Raw genomic sequence first — 17,106 nt, forward strand, 5'->3', positions numbered from 1 at the left:
GGGGGGGGGGGGGGGGGGGGGGGGGGGGGGGGGGGGGGGGGGGGGGGGGGGGGGGTGGGGTGGGGTGGTGGGGGTGTTTTGTGGGGGGGGGGTGGGGGAGGGGGGGGGGGAGAAGGGGCCGTGGGGGGGCGGACCAAAAACCCTGCCGCGGGGCGTCACCCGGAGGTCCCCCCCCCCCGCGGCATCAGGCATCACGCGCCGTCATGATCCGGGTTCGTCTTGTAAAGCGGGGGTCGTCGGTTCGAACCCGACAGGGGGCTCAGTAGCGGGAGCGTGGGAAGGGCCGGTCCGGGTGGGCCGGCCCTTCGGCGTTGGTGGGGGTGGGTCAGTCGGTGGGGAGGGTGAGGGTGGCGACGGCGCCGCCGGTGGGGTGGTTGGTGAAGGTGAGGGTCGCGCCGATGACACGGGTGTGGCCGGTGGCGATGGTGAGGCCGAGGCCGTGGCCGCGGCCGCGTTCCGGGGCGTTGGTGCGGAAGCGCTGGGGGCCGTGGTGGAGGAGGTCGTCGGGGTAGCCGGGGCCGTGGTCGCGGACGGTGATGCGGCGGCCGTCGACGTGGAGTTCGACCGGGCCGGCGCCGTGGCGGTGGGCGTTGAGCAGCAGGTTGCCGAGGATGCGGTCGAGGCGGCGCAGGTCGGTGCGGACCTGCTGGCCGGCGGTGCCGGCGGTGATCCCGACGGTGACGTCGAGGCCGGTGAGGGTGACGGTGCGGCGGACGGCGCGTTCCAGCGGGACGGCGGAGAGGTCGGGGGATTCGACGTCGGCGTCCAGGCGGGAGACCTCCAGGAGGTCCTCGACCAGGGCGCGCAGGGCCTGGACCCGGTTCTGCACCAGTTGGGTGGGGCGGCCGGGCGGCAGCAGTTCGGCGGCGGTGACCAGGCCGGTGAGCGGGGTGCGCAGTTCGTGGGCGACGTCGGCGGTGAAGCGCTGCTCGTCGGCGAGGCGGCGGTGCAGGGTGCGGGACATCAGGTCGACGGCGGCGGCGAGGTCGGCGACCTCGTCCTTGCCGTCGACGAGTTCGCCGATCCGGGTGTCGGTGCCGCCGGCCGCGATGCCGCGGGCGGCGGTGGCGGCGGTGCGCAGGCGGCGGCTGATCCGGTCGGCGACGAGCACACCGGCCAGCACGGTGGTGAACACCGCGGCGACCACGGTGATCAGGATGATCCGGTCCAGGTCGGCGATCGCGCGGCGGTCCTGGGTGAAGTCCACCCGGACGGAGAGCACCCCGCCCTGGACCGGGCCCGCCGCCCACATCGACTCGCCCTGCCGGTCGGCGGCCAGGAGCGAGCCCTGCCGGCCGGCGGCGGCGAGCTCACGCAGCCGGGCCGGGAGGGCCGGGTCGTCGACGGCGGCGCCGGGGCCGGGGGTGCCGCGGCCGTAGTCGGCCAGCGCGGAGCCGAGGGCGGTGACGGCCGCGGTGCGGGCCTGGTCCACGTGCTGACGGATCATCGCCTGGTGGACCAGCAGGCCGACGGTGACCGCGACCAGGACGGAGATGGTGGCGACGGCGGTGGCGATCTGCCGGCGCAGGGTCATCCGCCGCAGGGCCAAGCGGAAAAGGGTCGGACGGCGAAGGGCCATCCGGCGCAGGGTCAGACGGCGCAGGGTCAGACGGCGAAGGGCCAGGTCGCGCAGGGTCATGCCGGGCGCCGCAGCTTGTAGCCGAAGCCGCGGACGGTCTCGATCCGGCCGGAGCCGATCTTGGCGCGCAGGCGCTGCACGTGGACGTCCACCACCCGGGTGTCGGCGCCCCACTCGTAGTCCCAGACGCGCTCCAGCAGCGCGGAGCGTTCCAGCACGATGCCGGGCGCCGCGGTGAACTCCAGCAGCAGCCGCAGCTCGGTGGGGGTGAGCGGGACGAGGCGGCCGTCGACCCGTACCTCCATGCTGTCGGTGTCCACCTGCAGTCCGTCGACGGTGCGGAGGGAGGCGGCGGAGGGCGCGACGGGGTCGTCGGGGACCTCGGGGGCAGGAGGGGCGACGGCGGCGGCCGGGCCGGGTTCGACGGCCGGGGCGACCCGGACGCGCCGCAGCACCGTACGGATCCGGGCCACCAGGACGGCGCTCTCGAACGGTTTCACCACGTAGTCGTCCGCGCCCGCCTCCAGGCCGGACACCACGTCGACCGGGTCGGTGCGGGCCGACATCATCAGGATCGGCAGCTGGCTCTCCTCCCGGATCCGCCGGCAGAGGCCGACCCCGTCGAGCAGCGGCAGCATGACGTCCAGCAGCAGCAGGTCGGGGCGGACGGCGTGGAAGGCCTCCAGCCCCTCCAGCCCGTCGGCGGCGGTGGTGACCGGGAAGCCGTAGCGCTCCAGGGCCATCCTGGTGGCCTCCCGGATCACCTCGTCGTCCTCGACGAGCAGGATGTGCGGCTGGACGGGGGCGGCTGCGGTGGTCATCGCTTCGCTTCCGGGACGACGGCGGGGTCGGACGGCTGGGAGGAGGGTCGGGGGGCGTACGGGGACGCGACCCCGGCGGCCGGGGGCTGCTTCGGTGCCGAGGACGGGCGCACCGGGCCGGGGACGGGCACGGGCACGCGCTCCGGGCCGGGGGTGGAGGTCGGCTCGGCGCCCGGGTCGGCGGGCGGGAGCAGGCCGACGCCGTCCACCCGCCGCTCGACCAGGGCGAGCCGGTGCCCGTCCCAGCGGTAGTGGCTGCTGGTGCGGGTGGTGTAGGTGGTCGGCTCGTACAGCCAGAGGTCGGAGTCGACGGTCGCCGCGCTGGACATCTGCTGGACCTGGGCCCGCAGGATCGGTACGACCCGGTCCTCGGCGAGCGTGTAGACGTGCAGCACGAGGGCCCCGGGAGTGGCGACGGCGGTGATCAGCTCGGGTCGGCCGTCCCCGGTGAGGTCGCGGAACTCGGGGGCCCGCACCTCGCACCCGGCGCAGGAGTCGAGCGCGCGGCGCTCCTCGGCGCTCACCGCCGGGTCCTTGGCGAGCAGGGCACGGACGTCGACGGCGGTGAGGTCGTGCCCGGGCACGGTCAGCTCGGGTACGGGCTGCGGCGGGGCCTGGGGGGTGGAGTCGGTCGGGGACGTGGGCGGCGGCGGCGCGGTGGCCAGGTCGGGCCAGAGCGGCTTGGCCACCGCGGACGGGGTGGGCGGGGCGACGGCCGGGCGCGGACCGTCGTCCCGCAGGCCGCCGGGGGCGGCGCGGCCGAAGGCCAGGACCCCGAGGGCGGTCAGGGCGGCGAGGACGGCGAGGGCGGCCGCGGGGACGGCGCCGGGGCGGCGGCGGAGCGGGGTCGGTGCTGCCACGGTCGGTGCTCGTCCTCCTCGGTCGCGGTCGGGCGTCGGGGTCACGGTCAGGTGTCGGGCATCGGCCGTAGGGCGTCCGGCGTCGGGGTCCCGGAGTGGGACGCGGTGGGCTGCGGGGTCGGTTCGTCGCTCCCCGTGGTCGTCCCGGTAGTTCTACCGGCCCCGGCTCCGGCCCGGTCAGGCCGGGTCGGCCAGCACGATGATGTTGTCCGTCCAGTGCCCGTCCGGGCCGATCCGTCCGCCGCAGGTGATCAGCCGGAGCGCGGGCCCGGGGGTGTCGCCGTAGACGGTGTCGGTGGGGAAGCGGTCCTTGGCGGCCTGGAGCAGGCTGCGGACGGTGAAGTCCACGGTGCGGCCGTCCGCCCGCCGGATCCCGATCCGGTCGCCCACGTGGAGCTCCGGCAGGCGCTTGAAGACCGCCGGGCCGTTCCTGGTGTCCAGGTGGCCGATCAGGACGGCGGGGCCGGCCTCGCCCGGGGTGGGGCCGTTGCGGTACCAGCCGACCTGGTCGGCGTGGTCGGCCGAGGGCACCTGGACGGTGCCGTCGGGGTTCAGGCCGAGGTCGGTCACCGGGGCGTCCACGCCGATCGAGGGGATCAGCAGGCGGTTCGGTGGCGAGGGGGCGAGCGGCTGGCCACCGGTGGTCGGCGCACCCACCGGCGCGGGTGCGCCGGGGGTGGGGGCGGTGGCGGCCGGGGTGTGGCCGGAGGTCTCGATCCGCACCACCGGGGTGTCGCGGCCGGACGACAGGGCGAGGGTGCTGCCGAGGGCGATGCAGAGCAGGCCGGCCGTACCGAAGACGCTCCGCCGCAGCAGGCTCGGGCCGGGCGGGGCGGCCCGCCGCCGCCCACGACCACGGCCGCCCCGCCGGTCGGTCCCCGCCGCCGGGGGCACCCCGGCGCCGCTTCCCCGCCCGGCCGGGTGCGGGGGAAGGGCGCCGGGGTGCCCGGCGGACCCGGGACGGGTGTCAGCCACGCGCACCGGAACGGCGGCGCAGGACGGCGAAGCCCAGCGCACCGGCGCCGACGGCGGCGACGGCGCCGCCACCGACCAGCATCAGCCCGTTGCCGTCGGTCGCGCCCGAGCCGTCACCGGCCTGGGCGGCGCCCTTCGGCACCTCGCGAACCTGCGGCTGGGAGCCGGCCGGGCCGTGCGACGGGGTCGCGGTGGCGACCGACGGGGCGACGCCCGCGGGCGCCGCCGGCTGGCCGGGCTTGGCGGGGGCGGCGCTCGGGCGGGGTCCGCCGACGACCGCGCCGCCCGGCGCGGCGTCGGAGGAGCTGGCGGTCGGCTTGGCGGGGGCCGGCTGCGGGGTGCCGTCGGCCCAGGCCTGGCCGCCGGTGACGACGGTCATCAGTGCGGCGCCGGTCAGTGCGCAGACGGCCAGCAGACGGCGGGCGGGCGAACGGTCGGTACGGCTCCTGCTCATGGCGGGGGTCTCCTTCGTGGCTCTGGTGGACGCGTCAGTGGCGAGACCGCGGTTCTCGCCGACGGCGCACCGGGCGGTGCGGTCCGTGGTGCTCGTACGGCTCGTACGGCCGGTGCGTCGTGAGTGACGGTAGGAGGGCCGTGTCGCGGTCCCCGCCCGGCCGCGTCACGGTCGCCCATCGGCTGCGTAACGGTCCCCGGGCCGGCCGGAACGGCCCCGTGACGTACGCCGGAAAGACCCCGTGACGTACGCCGAACCGGGGGCCCGTGACGTACGCCGAGCCGGGCCCGCCGCGAACACCGCTGAGCATCCCCGCCCGCGCCTCCGTACCTCCCGGTGTGGGGGCGCAACCGAGAGAAAGGTGGCAGTGATGAGCATCCTCGCCAACCTCCTGCCGGCGATGCGGGAGTCCCGCAAGGACCGCGAGCACGACAAGGAGGACCGGAACACCAACCACACGACCAGTCGCGGTCGTCGTCACGGCCGCAAGAACAAGCACGGCCAGTGACGACCGACGGACCGCTTACGGTCCCCTGGTCAGGACGAGCGAGTGTGGTCACTGCGGCGGTTGACGGCCGTCGACACCGGTGACGGCGACGGCCGGACCGATCCGGTCGTCGCCCCGGCGCCGGCCGTGTCGCTGCGGCGGGCCTTCCGACGGTTCTGGCCCTACACCCGAGGGGGACGGCGCTGGCTGACCCTGCTGGTGGTGGTCGTCCTGCTCGGCCCGGTGGTCGACGCGGCCATGGTCTGGTTGTTCAAGATCCTGGTCGACGACGTGCTGGTGCCACGCAGGTTCGGGCTGTTCCTGCCGGTCGCGCTCGGTTACGCCGGGCTGACCGTGCTGGCGGGGGCCCTGGGCTTCGCGGACCAGACGCTCTCCACCTGGGTCAGCGAGCGCTTCCTCCTGGCCCTGCGGGCGGACGTGTTCCGGCACCTGCAGGGCCTCTCACTGGGCTTCTTCGAGCGGCGGCGGCTCGGTGACGTGCTGTCGCGGCTGACCTCGGACGTCGAGGCGGTCGAGACCTTCCTGCTCTCGGGCGTCCTGGACGCGGTCGCGTACGTCGCCGAGCTGGCCGTCTTCCTGGGGGTGCTGTTCTACCTGCGCTGGGAGCTCGCGCTGACCGCGCTGGTGGTCGCGCCGCTGTTCTGGCTCACCGCCCGGCGGTTCTCGACGAGGGTGAAGGACGCGTCCCGGGAGCGGCGCCGCCGTAGCGGTTCGGTCAGCGCCCTGGCGGAGGAGACGCTGGGCAACATCGCGCTGGTGCAGGCGTACAACCGGCAGGACTGGGAGCAGGAACGTTTCCTGCGGGAGAACCTGGCGCGGTTCCGGGCGACCATGGCGGCGACCCGGCTGCGCGCCCTGTTCGCGCCGATCGTGGAGCTGCTGGAGCTGGTCGGCGCGCTGATCGTGCTCGGTCTGGGCGCCTGGGAGTTGGTCCACGGCCGGCTCACCCTCGGTGAACTCCTCGTCTTCGTCGCTCTGTTGAGCCGGCTCTACAGCCCGATCCAGGGCATCGGGCGGCTCAGCAACGGCTTCTTCTCGGCCTCGGCCGCCGCCGAGCGGATCATCGAACTCCTCGACCAGCGACCGCAGGTGGCCGATCCGCCGCGCCCGCTGCGCGCTGCCCGGGTGCGCGGGGCGGTGGCCTTCGACGGGGTGTGGTTCCGCTACCCGGGCACGGCCCGCGCGGCGCTGTGCGACCTCTCGCTCCGTGCCGAGCCGGGCGAGACGGTGGCCCTGGTCGGGGCGAGCGGGGCGGGCAAGTCGACGGTCGCCAAACTGCTGCTGCGCTTCTACGACCCGGAGCGCGGCGCCGTCCGGCTGGACGGCATCGACCTGCGCGACCTGGCGCTGAGCGACCTGCGCGAGCAGGTCGCGGTGCTGTGGCAGGAGACCCTGGTCATCCACGGCACCGTCCGGGAGAACATCGCCTACGGCCGACCGGGTGCCACCGACGCCCAGATCACGGCCGCCGCCCGGGCCGCCGACGCCCACGAGTTCGTCAGCCGGCTGCCGGACGGCTACGACACGGTGGTGGGCCAGCACGGGCGGCTGCTGTCCGGCGGCCAGCGCCAGCGGATCGCGATCGCCCGGGCGATGGTCCGGGACGCGCCCGTCCTGCTGCTCGACGAACCGACCACCGGTCTCGACCCCGAGTCGGGGCGGCGGATCCTGGCACCGCTGGGGCGGCTGATGAACGGCCGGACGACCATCGTCATCTCGCACAACCTGCTGACCGTACGGAACGCCGACCGGATCGTCCTGCTGCGCGAAGGCCGCGTGGTGGCCTCCGGCAGCCACGCCCAGCTGCTCGCCCACGACGACGACTACGCCCGGCTCGCCCGGGCCGCGACCCCGACGGAGGCCGCGCGGTGAGCCCCCGGGAGCCGCTGCCCGCCGGGACACCGATCGCCCCCGGCTACCGGGTGCTCGCCCACCTCTGCCGCACCGGCTGGCTGGACGTCTACGACGCCTGGAGCGAGGAGCGCGACTGCCGCTGCGTCGTCAAGGTGCTCCGGCCCGACCGCCGCCGCGACCGCGAACTGCGCGGGCGCCTGCTCCAGGAGGGCCGCTGGCTGACCGAGTTCACCCACCCGCACCTGGTGCGCGGCTACGGCACCGGTGAACGCCCGCAGCCGTACGCGGTGCTGGAGACGCTCAGCGGCGAGACCCTCGCCCGCCTGCTGGAGCGCGGCGCACGCCGCCCGGCCGCCACCGACCTCACGCTGCTCGGGCTGCACCTCTGCTCGGCGGTGCGCTACCTGCACGGCCGGAACCTGCTGCACCTCGACCTCAAGCCCGCCAACGTGGTGATCGACTGCCGCCGCGCCAAGGTGCTCGACCTCAGCATCGCCCGCCCGCCGGGCCCGGGCCGTCCGGGGGCCGGTACGAACGGCTACCTCGCCCCCGAACAGCTCCTGGGCGGCGACCTCACGGCGGCCACCGACGTCTGGGGCATCGGCATCACCCTGTACGAGGCCGCCACCGGCGAACTCCCCTTCGACGGCGAGCCGTTGGACCCGCCACCGCCGGTCTCCCGGCGCCGCCGGCTGCCCGCCCCGCTCGCCGGGGCGGTCGACGCCTGTCTGCGCCTCGACCCGGCCGCCCGGCCGTCCCCGGCCCAACTGTCGGCGGTGCTGGACGACTTGCTCCCGCAGGGCCGCCGCGCCGTCCTGCCACCGGAGACGTAGCCGAAGGCGCAGGAGCGCGGTCAGCGGCCCCCGGACCGGCCCCCGGGCCGCAGCCGCCGCAACGTCCAGCCGGCGCCCGGCGGTTCGGACAGCGGCCGGGTGTGGGCGGTGAAGAGCTCGGCCGCGCGACGGTAGGAGAGCCGGGCACGGCCGGTGTGCGGGCAGCGGTCGGCGGCGGGGGTGCCGGCCGGGGCGCGGCGGTCGGTGAGGAAGAGCGGGCCGCCGGCGCGGCCGGCGACCAGCAGCGGGAGCAGTCGGGCGGTGCCGGTGCCCCAGCGGAGCCCGGGGCGGTCGGAGCGGGGGTGGGTGCGGCGGCCGGGGAGGTCCAACTGGTCGGTGTCCAGCGCCAGGACGGTGTCGATGGCGGCGCCGGACTCGTGCAGCAGCTGCCAGAGCGTCTGCTCGCGCAGCGGCGCCCGGCGGGCGAACAGGGCGCGTAGCTGGTCCTCGCCCAAGGGGGCACCCCCGGCCTGGGCTCCGCCGGCTCCACCTCCGGCCTCCACGGGTTCGGCGGGCAGCGGGCTGGGGCGCAGGGCGGTGCTCGGGTCGCCGTCGATCCAGCCCTGGGCGCGCCACCAGGCCACGGCCGCGCGCAGGGTGGAGAGTTCGCGGTTGAGCGTGCGCGGGTCGGTGGAGTCGGCGCGGTGGGCGACGGCGACGTGCAGCCGTGCGGGGGCGTCCGGGTGGTCGAGCAGGGCGAGCGGCAGGACGGGCGGGCGGGCGCGCCGCCGTTCGGGGCCGGTGGGGGCGGGTCGGTCGGCGAGCGCCCAGGCCCAGGTGTTCAGGGCGATCCGGTAGATCCGCCGGGAGCCCTCGGCGAGCCCGGAGGCGGCCAGGTAGCGCTCGACGGCGAGGCCGTACTCGACCGGGGGGAGCTCCGTCACATCCGCCTTCTTCCGCAGTAAACAGCCGGGTTCCATCGCCTCCGAGGATATCGGCAATCCGCAGTAAACCGCAGTTCAATGCCCATGAGAAGGCCGATTTACTGCGGCAATACCGACCCTTCCCAAGATTGATGCGGAAAGGCTCAACTTTTCCCTGGAAACCCTTGTACCCGGCTCCCCGGCGCACGCAGACTGACTGCCCATGGCAGTGGAAACCGAACGGATCCCGGCCCGCCCCCGGCGGCCGGGAGACCGGCTCGCCGTGTTGCGCGAGCGCGAATTCACCCGCTTCTTCCTCGGGTACACGACCTCCCTCCTCGGCTCCTCGATGGCACCGGTCGCGGTCGCCTTCGCGGTGCTCGACGGCGACGGCACCGGTGGTAGCGCCAGTGGTGGCAGCGGCACCGACCTCGGCTGGGTGATGGCCGCCCGGATCCTCCCGGTGGTGCTGGTCCTGCTGGCCGGCGGGGTGATCGCCGACCGGCTGGGCAGCCGCCGGCTGATGCTGGGCACGGACGTCCTGCGCGGCCTCGTCCAGGCGCTGTTCGCCGCGCTGTTGGCGGCCGGACACGCGCCGGTCTGGGTGATGGTCGTGCTGGTGGCGGTGTGGGGGATCGGCGAGGGGCTGTTCATGCCCGCGTTCGGCGCGATCGTGCCCGACCTGGTGCGCCGCGAGGAGCTGCTGGCGGACGGCAACACCCTGCTGGGGCTGTCGCGTTCGGTGTCCACGGTGGCCGGGCCCGCCCTGGCCGGGCTGGTCACGGCGACCTGGGGCCCGGCCGCGGTGCTGCTGATCGACGCACTGACGTACGGCGTCGGGGCCCTGGCGCTGGCCGGCCTCCGGCTGCCCGGGCGGGCACCGGTGGACGGCGGGGAGTCGATGCTGCGGGAACTGCGCTCCGGCTGGTCGGAGTTCACCGCCCGCCCGTGGCTGTGGATCACCACCGCGCAGATGGGCCTGTTCAACCTGCTGGTCTGGGCCCCGTTCCTGGTGCTCGGCCCGCTCACCGCGCAGCGGGAGCTGGGCGGCGCCCGGGCCTGGGGGCTGGTGATGGGCGTGTACGGGGCCGGTGCGGTGCTGGGCGGGCTGCTGATGCTCGGCCGCCGCCCGGGGCGTCCGCTCGCGGTGGCGACCGTGGCCGGCCTGGCCTGGGCGCTGCCGTCCGCGGCGCTGGCGGCGGGGGCGGCGCTGCCCTGGGTGGTCGCGGGGGCGCTGGTGGCGGGGGTCGGCTCGGCGGTCTGCGGAACGCTGTTCAGCACCACCACCCAGCGCTGGGTGCCGGTCGAACTGCTGGGCCGGCTGAGCTCCTTCGGGGCGCTGGGCGCCTTCGTCCTCGGCCCGCTGGGGCTGGCGGCGGCCGGTCCGCTGGCGGCCCGGTTCGGCACCGGTGACGTGTTGTTGCTCGGAGCGGTCTGGCAAGTGGCCGCCGGGGCCGTAGTGTTGGCCGTACCGGCCGTACGGAATCGACGTTGGGAGGAGGGCCCGGGCAGCTGACCCACCCCTCGGACGGCTCCGGGGCGCACCCTCGGCCACCACCGGTGCGGCCCACCGCGCACCGTGACCGGCCGGCCCCGGAGTGCCGCCGGTCGCTCCGCCCACGCGTGTGTGCCTCCGCGGCGGGCGGGGTGGCCGGGTCGGTCGTACGGTGGAGGGGCGGGGGTCACGGAGGAGGTTGACCATGCCCGGTTCGCTCACCATCGGCCACCACCAGGCCGCGGCCGTCCTGGACCACACGGACGCCGAGCGGCTGGCCACCGTGCTGGCCGAACTGGCCTACCTGCTGGAGATCCCGGGGCCGAACCGGATCAACGAGGCGCAGCTCGCCGTGCTGTGCGAGGGCCGGGCGCCGGACCGCGCCGAACTGTCGCACTGGGTGCGGGCGCTGTCCGCGGAGCTCAAGGGGCAGCACTGACCCAAGGGGCAGCACTGACCGAAGGGGCAGCAATGACCGGGGCCACCCCCTTCCGGTACCCCGCCTTCCAGCACCCCGCCGGCTGCCCCGCGGCCCCGCCGTACGATGGCGAAGAGGGCGGACCAGCCCCTCGGACGCCGGTACGCCCGCCGTCCGACCCGGTGGAGGGCGGGGGCCCGAGCGTGCCGCAGTCGTCGTTGTCCTGGCTGACCGTGCCCACCCCGCTGCCCAGCGGCCCGATGCACATCGCGGTGACGCCGCTGGGCGTGGCGGCGGCCGGTTACGGCGGGCGGGACGGCGAGGTGCCGCCGTGCACCGACCCCTCGAAGATCGCCGCCGTGACCGAGCGGATCGGCGCCTACCTGGCGGGCCGCACCCGCGAGTTGGGCCTGCCGATCGACTGGAGCCTCAGCTCCGGGCCGCACCGCGTCGTGCTGCGCACGCTCTGGGAGCAGGTGCCGTACGGGCAGACCATCACCTACGGCGAACTGGCCGCCCGCAGCGGGGTGTTCGAGGACGTCACCGAGCCCGGCCTGGCCGCCCGGACGGTCGGGCAGATGATGGCCGCCAACCCGGTCCCGCTGCTGGTGCCCTGCCACCGGGTGGTGGCTGCGGACGGGATCGGCGGCTTCGGCGGCGGCCGGGTCGGGATCGACGTGAAGCGCTGGCTGCTCACCCTGGAGGGGGTGCTGGAGCCGACGCTGGACTGGAACGGCCCGCTCTAGCCGCGCCGAGCACGGCTTCGAACAGCAGGGTGGGCGCGTGCCGGATCTGTCAAGGGCTGGCGCGGACGGGGCGGTCGATGGGGGAAGATGGCGGGTCGGGGGTTCCGGTGGTTTCGAATAAATAGTCGAACAAATATCGATCAGGTGATCTAGTCGTACTATTTGTTCGGTTATTTGGAACCACTCGAAAGAGTGATTGCGGGACGCCCCTGAACGGGCCCACCATGAAGCTGCAACATGAATGCGCAAGGCGACACTTCATCGGGCATGCGAAGGGCCTCCCTTATGTCGACCGAAACCAATGCCGGTATTCCTGCGCCGGGTGCGCAGCCGGAGATCCGGCAGCAGCAGTCCCTGAGCACGGCGGGCGCGCGGAACCTCGCCACCACGACCAAGTCCGCGCCCCAGATGCAGGGCATCAGCCCGCGCTGGCTGCTCAGGATGCTGCCCTGGGTGGAGGTCTCCGGCGGTACGTACCGGGTCAACCGCCGTCTGCGCCACAAGGTCGGCCGCGGCCGGGTGAGTTTCGTCAAGACCGGTTCCGAGGTGCGGATCGTCCCGCAGACGCTGGTCGAGGTGCCGGTGCTGCGCGGGTACCAGGACGACGCGGTGCTGGAGGAGTTGGCCGGCCGCTTCGTGCAGCGGCAGTTCGCCCCGGGCGACGTCCTGGTCACGGCCGGCACGCCGATCACCGAGGTCTTCCTGATCGCGCACGGCAAGCTGGACCGCATCGGCACCGGCAAGTACGGCGAGGAGACGGTGGTCGGCACCCTCGCCGACGGCGACCACCTCGGTGACGAGGCGCTCCAGGAGGAGGGCGGCGCCTGGCCGTACACCGTCCGCGCCGCCACCTCCGGCACGGTGATGGCGCTCGCCTGGCCCTCCTTCCAGGAGCTGCACGACCGCTCCGATTCGCTGCAGCTGCAGATCATGGAGTACCTGAACGGCTTCCAGCAGGCGCAGAACAAGCACGGCGAGGCGGCGATCGACCTCTCCGCCGGCCACCAGGGCGAGTACGACCTGCCCGGCGCCTTCGTGGACTACGAGCTCAAGCCGCGCGAGTACGAGCTGAGCGTCGCCCAGACCATTCTCAAGATCCACACCCGCGTCGCCGACCTCTACAACCAGCCGATGAACCAGACCGAGCACCAGCTCCGGCTGACCATCGAGGCCCTGCGCGAGCGCCAGGAACACGAGATGATCAACAACCCGGAGTTCGGGCTGCTGGAGAGCGCCGAGTACGACCAGCGGATCCAGACCCACTCCGGCCCGCCCACGCCGGACGACATGGACGAGCTGCTCAGCCGCCGCCGCAGCACCAAGATGTTCCTGGCCCACCCCAAGGCCATCGCCGCCTTCGGCCGGGAGTGCAACAAGCGCGGCCTCAACCCGGGCACCGTCGAGGTCGAGGGCAAGCACGTCAACGCCTGGCGCGGGGTGCCGATCTTCCCGTGCAACAAGATCCCGATCATCGGCGGGCACACCAGCTCGATCATCGCGATGCGCGTCGGCGAGCACAACCAAGGCGTCGTCGGCCTGCACCAGACCGGAATTCCGGACGAATACCAGCCCGGCCTTTCGGTGCGGTTCATGGGAATCGACGAGAAGGCCATCATCTCCTACCTGGTGAGCGCCTACTATTCGGCCGCGATCCTGGTCCCGGACGCCGTCGGCGTACTGGAGAACGTGGACGTCGCCCAGCGCTGACGACGGGCTCCCGGCTCGGCATCCGAGCCCGATCCGCGCCGCCCGGCCGGGGCACCACTCCCCGGCCGGGCGGCGCGCCGCGGTGTGCACGGCCACCGGCTCGCCGCCCCGGCGCAACCCGGCCGCCCGACGGGCCGGCCGTCCCACGACAGGCGCCCTACAGGGGGAGGAACCCATGACGAGCTCCACGCTGGAGCGGGACCACAAAGAGGGTCACGAGGCGGCGGACATCCTCGCCCGCACCCGCGGACTGGTCGACCCGGTGCTGCGGGCCGCCGTCGACTCGCTGCCCGGCACGATGCGCAAGGTCGCCGGGTACCACTTCGGCTGGTGGGAGGCGGACGGCACGCCCTCCGAGTCCTCCTCCGGCAAGGCGATCCGCCCGGCCCTGGTCCTCGCCGCCGCCCAGGCCCTCGGCGGCACCCCCGGGACGGCCGTCGCCGCGGCCGCCGCCGTGGAACTGGTCCACAACTTCACCCTGCTCCACGACGACGTCATCGACCGGGACGACACCCGCCGCCACCGGCCCACCGCCTGGCGGGTGTTCGGCACCACCGAGGCCATCCTGGCCGGCGACGCGATGCACTCCCTGGCGCTGCGCCTGGTCGCCGAGGACGCCCACCCGGCCGCCCGCGGCTCGATCCGCCGGCTCGCCGACTGCGTGGTCGAGCTCTGCGAGGGCCAGCAGATCGACTGCGCCTTCGAGCAGCGCAACGACGTCTCGCTCACCGAGTGCCTGGCGATGGCCGAGGCCAAGACCGGCGCCCTGCTCGGCGCCGCCTGCGCCATGGGCGCGCTGTACGGCGGCGGCTCCGAGGACGCGGCCCGGGCGATGGACGGCTTCGGCCGCGAGATCGGCCTGGCCTTCCAGCTGATCGACGACCTGATCGGCATCTGGGGGGACCCTACGGTCACCGGCAAGCCGGTCGGCGCGGACCTGGTCGCCCGGAAGAAGTCGCTTCCGGTGGTCAAGGCGCTCCGCTCCGGCACCCCCGAGGGGGCCCGGCTCGCCGAGCTCTACGCGCTCGAACGTCCGCTCAGCGCAGACGAGTTGGCGCAGTGCGCGGCCGCCGTCGACGAGGCCGGCGGGCGCGGCTGGGCGCAGGGCGAGTCCTGCGAGCGGATGGCCGCGGCGATGGCGCAGCTGGCCGTGGCCGTACCGGAGCCGTCCGCGGCGGACGAACTGCTGGTGCTGGCCGAGCTGGTGACCCGCCGCAGCCACTGAGCACGCCCCGCCGGGGGCGGGGGGCCGCGCTCCTGCCCCCGGCCCGGCCCTGGCTCCCGCCCTGGCTCCCGCCCTGGCTCCCGGCCGCGCCCCGAGTGCCTCACCCGGGCGGCCCGCCTGGGTGCCTCACCCGTACGCGGCCAACAGCCGCTGCTCCTTGGCCGGTTCGATGCCCTGGGTGAACGGCGCCCCCGGCACCAGCTTCCGCCCCTCGGCGTCGGTGTCCTCGGCCGGCCCCCGGCTGCGCAGCCACTCCCAGGTGTCCCGGGCGGTCTCCGCGAACGGGCGGCAGCGCAGCCCGGCCGCCTCGGCGCGGCTGCTGTCGACCTGCCAGATGTACTTCCACTCCGGCAGGTCCGGCGCCCAGAAGGGCAGTTCGAGCCAGGGGTCGACCTGGTCCGGCCCCTCGGCCAGCAGGGCGGCGTCCCCGACCGGGACCAGCTCGGTGCCGGCCGCGCCCGCGATCTCCCGGCAGGTCTCCAGCCACTGCCCGAAGGTGAGCCGCCCGGGCGGCGCCGTGGTGAGGAAGCGGCCGACCGTCCCGGCCGTCAGCAGGTCGAGCCCGAAGGCGGCGAAGTCCCGGACGTCGATCACCTGGATGGTCCGCTCCGGATCACCGGGCGCGAGCACCCGCCCGCCGCGGGCCATCCGCTCCAGCCACCAAGGCAGCCGGCCGCCCAGCTCGTACGGGCCGACCAGCAGTCCGCTGCTGAGCACCAGGGTGCGTTCGGCGCCGAAGCCCGCCAGCACCGCGCGCTCGCCGCCCGCCTTCAACTCGCGCCCGAAGGGCTGGTCGGGCGGGGTGTCGGCGGGGCAGGGGAGGAGCGGGGAGTCCTCGGTGATCACCTGGGTGGCCCAGTCGGCGTAGGCGTGCACCGAGGAGACGAAGGTGTAGTGGTCGGCCCGTCCGCGCAGCAGCCGGGCGGAGAGCGCGGCCTGGGCGGGCTGCCGGGCGGAGGTGTCGACGACGGCGTCCCAGCGGCGGCCCTCGACCAGCCGGGCGAGGTCCTCGGCACTGTCGCGGTCGCCCCGGACGGCCTCGACCCCGGGCAGGTCGGGGGCGCTGCGGCCGCGGTTGAAGGTGGTGACCTGGTGGCCGCGGGCGAGCGCCTCGGCGGCGTAGGCACGTCCCAGGAAGGACGAGCCCCCGAGTAGGAGGATCTTCATAGCGCTCAGCCTGTCCCCGCCGGCCCGCCGCCACGCGCGGATTAGCGCTGAGCAGAGCGCCGGACCGGATCCGCCCGCCGCGGGCGCCGTCCGACATGCCACCCCCACCCGCCCGCCTTAGCATCCCAGGTGTACCGATCCGCCCTTGTTCACCCTGATACGCCCCGATCTGCCCTGATCTGCCTGACCCGGCCTGGGAGAGCGACAGCATGGTCAACCCGGCACTCGTCGATCCGGCCACCATCCGCGCGACCGCGGCCGAGGCCTGGATCCGCGCCCATCCCGTCCTGCGGAACTACCGGGCCCTGTACACCCAGGCCCTGGACGACGCCGACCCGGGCTACCTCGGCGGCTTCGGCGTCCTCCGCCACACCGCCCGCCCGGCCGGGCCCGCCGACACCGACGCCGTCACCCCCGACAACGACACCCTCCCCTCCCGCGCCTGGCTCGACCTGCGCGCCGAACCCTGGGTGCTCTCCGTCCCCGCCACGGATGACTACCGCGTCCTCGCGGTGCACGAACTCGACACCCTGCCCGCCGGTCTGATCGGCTCCCGGACCACCGGCCAGGGCGCCGGGGACTTCCTGGTGGCCGGCCCCGACTGGCGGGGCCAGCCCCCGCCGGGCATCACCGGCGTGATCCGCACCGCCACCCGGCTGGTCGGCGTCGTCGGCCGCACCCGCCTGCCAGGGAACACCCCCGCCGACCTCGCCGCACTGCGGGCCGTCCAGGAGCAGTACCGGCTGCGCCCGCTGCACGAGTACGCGGGCACCCCGACGCCCGCCCCGGCCCCCGAACCGGTCTGGCCGGTCTGGCGCGACGAGGTCCCGGAGGGCGTCGAGTTCCTCACCTTCCTCGATTTCCTGCTCGGCTTCTTCCCGCCGACCGACGCACTCCCGCCCGCCGAGACCGCGCTGCGCGGCCGCCTCACCGACCTCGGCGTCGACGGCCGCGGCGAGTTCGAGCCCGCCGCCCTGCCGCTGGAGGTGCGGGCCGAACTCGGCCGCGGGATCGCCGACGGCCGGGCCCGGCTGACCCGGGCGGTCGCCGAACTCCGTGACTCCGCAGGCCTGTTCGGCACCCGCGAGGAAGTCGGCGAGGACTTCCTCCGGCTGGCCGTCGCCGCCGAGCTCGACCCGTACGGACTGCCCGCCGAGGAGGTCTGGTACGGCCGTTGGGCGGCGGACAGCGAGGGCCACCGTCCGCCGAACGCCGCCGACCGCGACCACCTGATCCGCTTCGCCCCGGACGCCCTGCCGCCGGCCCGCTTCTTCTGGTCCGCGACCATGTACGCGCTCCCCGGGCACCGGCTGGTCGACAACACCCTGGACCGCTACTCGGTCGGCGGCGACACCCCCGGCCTGGTCCGCGACCCCGACGGCGGCCTGACCCTCTACGTCCAGCACAAGCGCCCCGCCAACGCCGAGCACTCCGCCAACTGGCTGCCCGCCCCGGACGGCCCGTTCGCCGTGGTGCTCCGGATCCACGGCCCGGAGGCCGCCGTACTGGACGGCCGCTGGCAGCCCCCGCCGCTCACCCCGCGCTGACCCCCGCCGCTCACCTCGCCCGCCGCCCCACCGCCGCCCCACCGCCCCACCGCC

The 17,106-nt window shown here is 75.0% G+C and carries 16 protein-coding genes; 9 read left to right on the forward strand and 7 right to left on the reverse strand.

Going from position 1 to position 17,106, the window contains the following annotated elements; all coding sequences use genetic code 11:
• Positions 1 to 325: 325 nt before the first annotated feature.
• From ACZ4W5_RS02565 to ACZ4W5_RS02585, 5 genes are all read right to left on the reverse strand, one after another.
• Positions 326 to 1,639 (reverse strand): sensor histidine kinase, encoded by a 1,314-nt coding sequence (locus ACZ4W5_RS02565; protein WP_465652304.1) that lies wholly within the window; start codon positions 1,637 to 1,639, stop codon positions 326 to 328.
• Positions 1,636 to 2,400, reverse strand: coding sequence for a two-component system response regulator CseB (gene cseB, locus ACZ4W5_RS02570; RefSeq protein WP_360225713.1), 765 nt, complete (start codon positions 2,398 to 2,400; stop codon positions 1,636 to 1,638). The genes ACZ4W5_RS02565 and cseB overlap by 4 nt, the downstream gene beginning before the upstream one ends.
• Positions 2,397 to 3,260, reverse strand: a complete 864-nt coding sequence (locus ACZ4W5_RS02575) for a hypothetical protein (protein WP_465652306.1) — start codon at positions 3,258 to 3,260, stop codon at positions 2,397 to 2,399. The genes cseB and ACZ4W5_RS02575 overlap by 4 nt, the downstream gene beginning before the upstream one ends.
• 177 nt (positions 3,261 to 3,437) lie before the next feature.
• Positions 3,438 to 4,235 (reverse strand): class F sortase, encoded by a 798-nt coding sequence (locus tag ACZ4W5_RS02580; RefSeq protein WP_465652308.1) that lies wholly within the window; start codon positions 4,233 to 4,235, stop codon positions 3,438 to 3,440.
• The gene (locus ACZ4W5_RS02585; protein WP_465652310.1) at positions 4,228 to 4,689 is read right to left on the reverse strand and encodes a hypothetical protein; all 462 of its coding nucleotides are present in this window, start codon (positions 4,687 to 4,689) and stop codon (positions 4,228 to 4,230) included. The genes ACZ4W5_RS02580 and ACZ4W5_RS02585 overlap by 8 nt, the downstream gene beginning before the upstream one ends.
• A gap of 370 nt (positions 4,690 to 5,059) precedes the next feature.
• Between ACZ4W5_RS02585 and ACZ4W5_RS02590 the strand changes: the two genes are divergently transcribed.
• Genes ACZ4W5_RS02590 through ACZ4W5_RS02600 form a run of 3 tightly spaced genes read left to right on the forward strand, consistent with a single transcriptional unit; the run spans position 5,060 to position 7,884 of the window.
• Positions 5,060 to 5,197 (forward strand): hypothetical protein, encoded by a 138-nt coding sequence (locus ACZ4W5_RS02590; RefSeq protein WP_465652312.1) that lies wholly within the window; start codon positions 5,060 to 5,062, stop codon positions 5,195 to 5,197.
• 60 nt (positions 5,198 to 5,257) lie between these two features.
• Positions 5,258 to 7,069 (forward strand): ABC transporter ATP-binding protein, encoded by a 1,812-nt coding sequence (locus tag ACZ4W5_RS02595; protein ID WP_465652314.1) that lies wholly within the window; start codon positions 5,258 to 5,260, stop codon positions 7,067 to 7,069.
• A complete protein-coding gene (locus ACZ4W5_RS02600; protein WP_465652316.1) occupies positions 7,066 to 7,884 on the forward strand; it encodes a serine/threonine-protein kinase in 819 nt (272 codons plus the stop codon). Before ACZ4W5_RS02595 ends, ACZ4W5_RS02600 begins: the two co-directional genes overlap by 4 nt.
• 20 nt (positions 7,885 to 7,904) lie before the next feature.
• Here ACZ4W5_RS02600 and ACZ4W5_RS02605 read toward each other — a convergent pair whose 3' ends face one another.
• Positions 7,905 to 8,768, reverse strand: coding sequence for a hypothetical protein (locus ACZ4W5_RS02605; protein ID WP_465652318.1), 864 nt, complete (start codon positions 8,766 to 8,768; stop codon positions 7,905 to 7,907).
• A 202-nt stretch (positions 8,769 to 8,970) separates the two neighbouring features.
• On the opposite strand from ACZ4W5_RS02605, the gene ACZ4W5_RS02610 reads away from it, so the two are divergent.
• From ACZ4W5_RS02610 to ACZ4W5_RS02630, 5 genes are all read left to right on the forward strand, one after another.
• The gene (locus ACZ4W5_RS02610) at positions 8,971 to 10,263 is read left to right on the forward strand and encodes an MFS transporter (protein ID WP_465652320.1); all 1,293 of its coding nucleotides are present in this window, start codon (positions 8,971 to 8,973) and stop codon (positions 10,261 to 10,263) included.
• A gap of 184 nt (positions 10,264 to 10,447) precedes the next feature.
• Positions 10,448 to 10,681: a hypothetical protein gene (locus tag ACZ4W5_RS02615; protein WP_360225740.1), complete on the forward strand. Its 234-nt coding sequence runs from the start codon at positions 10,448 to 10,450 to the stop codon at positions 10,679 to 10,681.
• A gap of 182 nt (positions 10,682 to 10,863) precedes the next feature.
• Positions 10,864 to 11,406 carry a methylated-DNA--[protein]-cysteine S-methyltransferase gene (locus ACZ4W5_RS02620; RefSeq protein ID WP_465652322.1) on the forward strand — a complete coding sequence of 181 codons (543 nt, stop codon included), beginning with the start codon at positions 10,864 to 10,866 and terminating at the stop codon, positions 11,404 to 11,406.
• 285 nt (positions 11,407 to 11,691) lie between these two features.
• Positions 11,692 to 13,113, forward strand: coding sequence for a family 2B encapsulin nanocompartment shell protein (locus tag ACZ4W5_RS02625; protein WP_465652324.1), 1,422 nt, complete (start codon positions 11,692 to 11,694; stop codon positions 13,111 to 13,113).
• Positions 13,114 to 13,288: 175 nt separating this feature from the next.
• Positions 13,289 to 14,338: a family 2 encapsulin nanocompartment cargo protein polyprenyl transferase gene (locus ACZ4W5_RS02630; RefSeq protein ID WP_360225749.1), complete on the forward strand. Its 1,050-nt coding sequence runs from the start codon at positions 13,289 to 13,291 to the stop codon at positions 14,336 to 14,338.
• Positions 14,339 to 14,464: 126 nt separating this feature from the next.
• Here the strand turns inward: ACZ4W5_RS02630 and ACZ4W5_RS02635 are convergent, their stop codons facing one another.
• Positions 14,465 to 15,505, reverse strand: a complete 1,041-nt coding sequence (locus ACZ4W5_RS02635; RefSeq protein ID WP_465652326.1) for an NAD-dependent epimerase/dehydratase family protein — start codon at positions 15,503 to 15,505, stop codon at positions 14,465 to 14,467.
• Positions 15,506 to 15,714: 209 nt separating this feature from the next.
• Between ACZ4W5_RS02635 and ACZ4W5_RS02640 the strand changes: the two genes are divergently transcribed.
• Positions 15,715 to 17,052: a DUF1254 domain-containing protein gene (locus ACZ4W5_RS02640; RefSeq protein ID WP_465652328.1), complete on the forward strand. Its 1,338-nt coding sequence runs from the start codon at positions 15,715 to 15,717 to the stop codon at positions 17,050 to 17,052.
• The last annotated feature ends 54 nt before the right edge of the window (positions 17,053 to 17,106 follow it).

The sequence above is a fragment of the Kitasatospora sp. NPDC029367 genome, from assembly GCF_055569135.1.